Origin of the sequence: Pseudomonas sp. GM24 (assembly GCF_000282235.1) — a bacterium.
Taxonomy (GTDB): domain Bacteria; phylum Pseudomonadota; class Gammaproteobacteria; order Pseudomonadales; family Pseudomonadaceae; genus Aquipseudomonas.
Window position 1 is genome coordinate 1 of record NZ_AKJR01000257.1, and the last position, 2,533, is coordinate 2,533.

At 61.9% G+C, this 2,533-nt stretch carries 3 protein-coding genes; all 3 read right to left on the reverse strand.

The genetic code is table 11. The features are described from left to right. Positions 1-13: 13 nt before the first annotated feature. Entirely contained in the window at positions 14-391 is a 378-nt protein-coding gene (locus PMI23_RS25645) for a hypothetical protein (RefSeq protein WP_007908869.1), read from the reverse strand. Between the two features lie 75 nt (positions 392-466). Continuing rightward, positions 467-1,276: a putative RNA methyltransferase gene (locus PMI23_RS25650; RefSeq protein ID WP_007908868.1), complete on the reverse strand. Its 810-nt coding sequence runs from the start codon at positions 1,274-1,276 to the stop codon at positions 467-469. Continuing rightward, positions 1,276-2,427: a succinyl-diaminopimelate desuccinylase gene (dapE, locus tag PMI23_RS25655; RefSeq protein WP_007908867.1), complete on the reverse strand. Its 1,152-nt coding sequence runs from the start codon at positions 2,425-2,427 to the stop codon at positions 1,276-1,278. Before dapE ends, PMI23_RS25650 begins: the two co-directional genes overlap by 1 nt. Positions 2,428-2,533 lie beyond the last annotated feature (106 nt).

Genomic DNA, 2,533 nt, shown 5'->3' on the forward strand with positions numbered 1-2,533 from the left:
CGATCTTTTGCTTTTAGGCAGTTTTCCAGGTGATTTCTTCTTCACCATCGGCGCTGATGCGCATCCAGCGATCCGCCGTTTCCTCGCCTTCTTCTTCAACCCACGTGCCCGGTGCGCAACGCACTTCCACGTTCAGCGCAGCGAATGCAGCGCGGGCGCAGGCGATGTCGTCGTCCCACGGCGTCTGGTCGCTTTCCAGGTACAGGCTGTTCCATTTGCCCACCGCTTTCGGTAGCCAGGTCACCGGCACGTTGCCGGCCTTGCACTTGTAGGTCTGGCCTTTCTGTACCCAGTCACTGCACGGGCCCAACGCGGCGCCCAGCCAGGCCGAAATGGCCTTGTGGTCGACGTCGGCGTCTTTCAGGTAAATCTCGATATCCGGTTGGCGCATGGATGTCCTCACTGCGGGTCTGAAAAATCCATTCGCGGATTTAGCCGGCCCCGGGCAATCGCCCGAGACCAAAAGTTATTGAAGAACGAAATAATCGTAGCGCATCGACACGGTGGTCTCGAACGGCTCGGCCTGTTCGATCACCGCCGCGCGACGCTCGGCACTGGCGCGCCAGCCGTGGGGTGTCATCGCCAACAGGTTGGCGCGATCCTCGGGCTTGTCCAGTGTCAGTTTGAATTCCAGGGTTTCACTGTGCGCCAGCGCCATGCCTTCCGGCACCAGGGCCAGGTGCTTGTCGTCGGTGTATTCGCGCACTTCGTCGTACAGGCGTTCGCGCAATTCCATCAGGTGGCCGCTGGTCGGGCCGACTTTCATCAGACCGCCGCCGACACTGAGCAGGCGCTTGGCTTCTTCCCAGTCCAGCGGACTGAAAACACTGGCGAGAAACTGGCAACTGCCCGACGCCAACGGCACGCGGGCCATGCTGGCGATCAACCAGCTAATCGCCGGATTACGTTTGCAGGCGCGTTTGACCGCTTCACGGGAAATATCCAGTGCGTAGCCATCCGCGTTCGGCAAGGCCTCGGCGATTTGCGCGGTGTAATAACCCTCGCCGCAACCGATGTCGACCCAGCGATCCGGCGCATAACTCGCTGCCAGTTCGGCCAGACGCTTGGCCACCGGCGCGTAATGGCCGGCGTTCAAGAAGTCACGGCGCGCCTCGACCATGGCCTGGTTGTCACCAGGGTCGCGGCTGTTCTTGTGTTGCACCGGCAGCAGGTTCAGATAACCCTGCCGCGCGCGGTCGAAGCGGTGGCCGGCGGGGCAGACCACGCCGTTGTCCACTGTATTCAGCGGTTCACTGCAAATGGGGCAAGCAAGCATCAGGCGAGCAACTTGATCAGGGTCTGGTAGTAGATCTCGGTCAGCACGTCGAGATCGGCTGCCAGCACGCGTTCGTTGACCTGGTGAATGGTCGCGTTGACCGGCCCCAGTTCAACCACCTGCGTGCCCATGGTCGCAATGAAGCGGCCATCGGAAGTACCGCCGCTGGTGGACGCTTTGGTCTCGCGACCGGTGATGTCCTTGATGCTCGCGGACACCGCATCGAGCAGTGCGCCCGGTTCGGTGAGGAACGGCAGGCCGGACAGCGCCCAGTCGATGTGCCAGTCCAGATCGTGCTTGTCGAGAATATCGGCCACACGCTTCTGCAGGCCTTCAACGGTCGATTCGGTGGAGAAACGGAAGTTGAACACCGCCACCAGATCACCTGGAATCACGTTGGTCGCGCCGGTGCCGGAGTTGACGTTGGAGATCTGGAAGCTGGTCGGCGGGAAGAAATCGTTGCCGTGATCCCAATGCTCGGCGGCCAGTTCGGCCAGCGCTGGAGCGGCGAGGTGGATCGGGTTTTTGGCCAGATGCGGATAGGCGACGTGACCCTGAATGCCTTTGACCGTGAGCTTGGCGCCCAGCGAGCCGCGACGGCCGTTCTTAACCACGTCGCCGACCAGAGTGGTGCTCGACGGTTCGCCGACGATGCACCAGTCCAGACGCTCGTTGCGTGCCGCCAGACGCTCGACCACAGCCTTAGTGCCGTGGTGTGCCGGGCCTTCTTCGTCGCTGGTGATCAGGAACGCGACCTTGCCCTTGTGGTTCGGGTAGTCGGCGACAAAGCGCTCGGCGGCAACGGTCATCGACGCTAGGCTGCCTTTCATGTCTGCCGCGCCACGGCCGCAGAGCATGCCGTGTTCGTCGATCACCGCGTTGAACGGGTCGATCTGCCACGCGGTCACCGGACCGGTCGGCACCACGTCGGTGTGGCCAGCGAAGCACAGCACCGGGCCGTCGTTGCTGCCGTGGGTCGCCCAGAAGTTATCCACATCTTCGATGCGCATCGGCTCGAGAGTGAAACCGGCATCGCCCAGGCGCTGCATCATCTGCTTCTGGCAATCGGCGTCGACCGGCGTCACGGACGGACGGCGGATCAGGTCGATGGCGAGTTGGAGGGTCGGCGAAAGGTCGGCGTGGGCCGTCATGTAAATAACTCCGGGTGCGCACGGTAAACCTGTAGGAGCTGCCGAAGGCTGCGATCTTTTGATTTTGTTTTTTAAAATCAACAGCAAGATCAAAAGATCGCAGCCT

Excerpts from the sequence above, each read along its gene's own strand:
- PMI23_RS25645 (WP_007908869.1), bottom strand. The coding sequence starts at position 391 with ATGCGCCAACCGGATATCGAGATTTACCTGAAAGACGCCGACGTCGAC.
- PMI23_RS25650 (WP_007908868.1), bottom strand. The coding sequence starts at position 1,276 with ATGCTTGCTTGCCCCATTTGCAGTGAACCGCTGAATACAGTGGACAAC.
- dapE (WP_007908867.1), bottom strand. The coding sequence starts at position 2,427 with ATGACGGCCCACGCCGACCTTTCGCCGACCCTCCAACTCGCCATCGAC.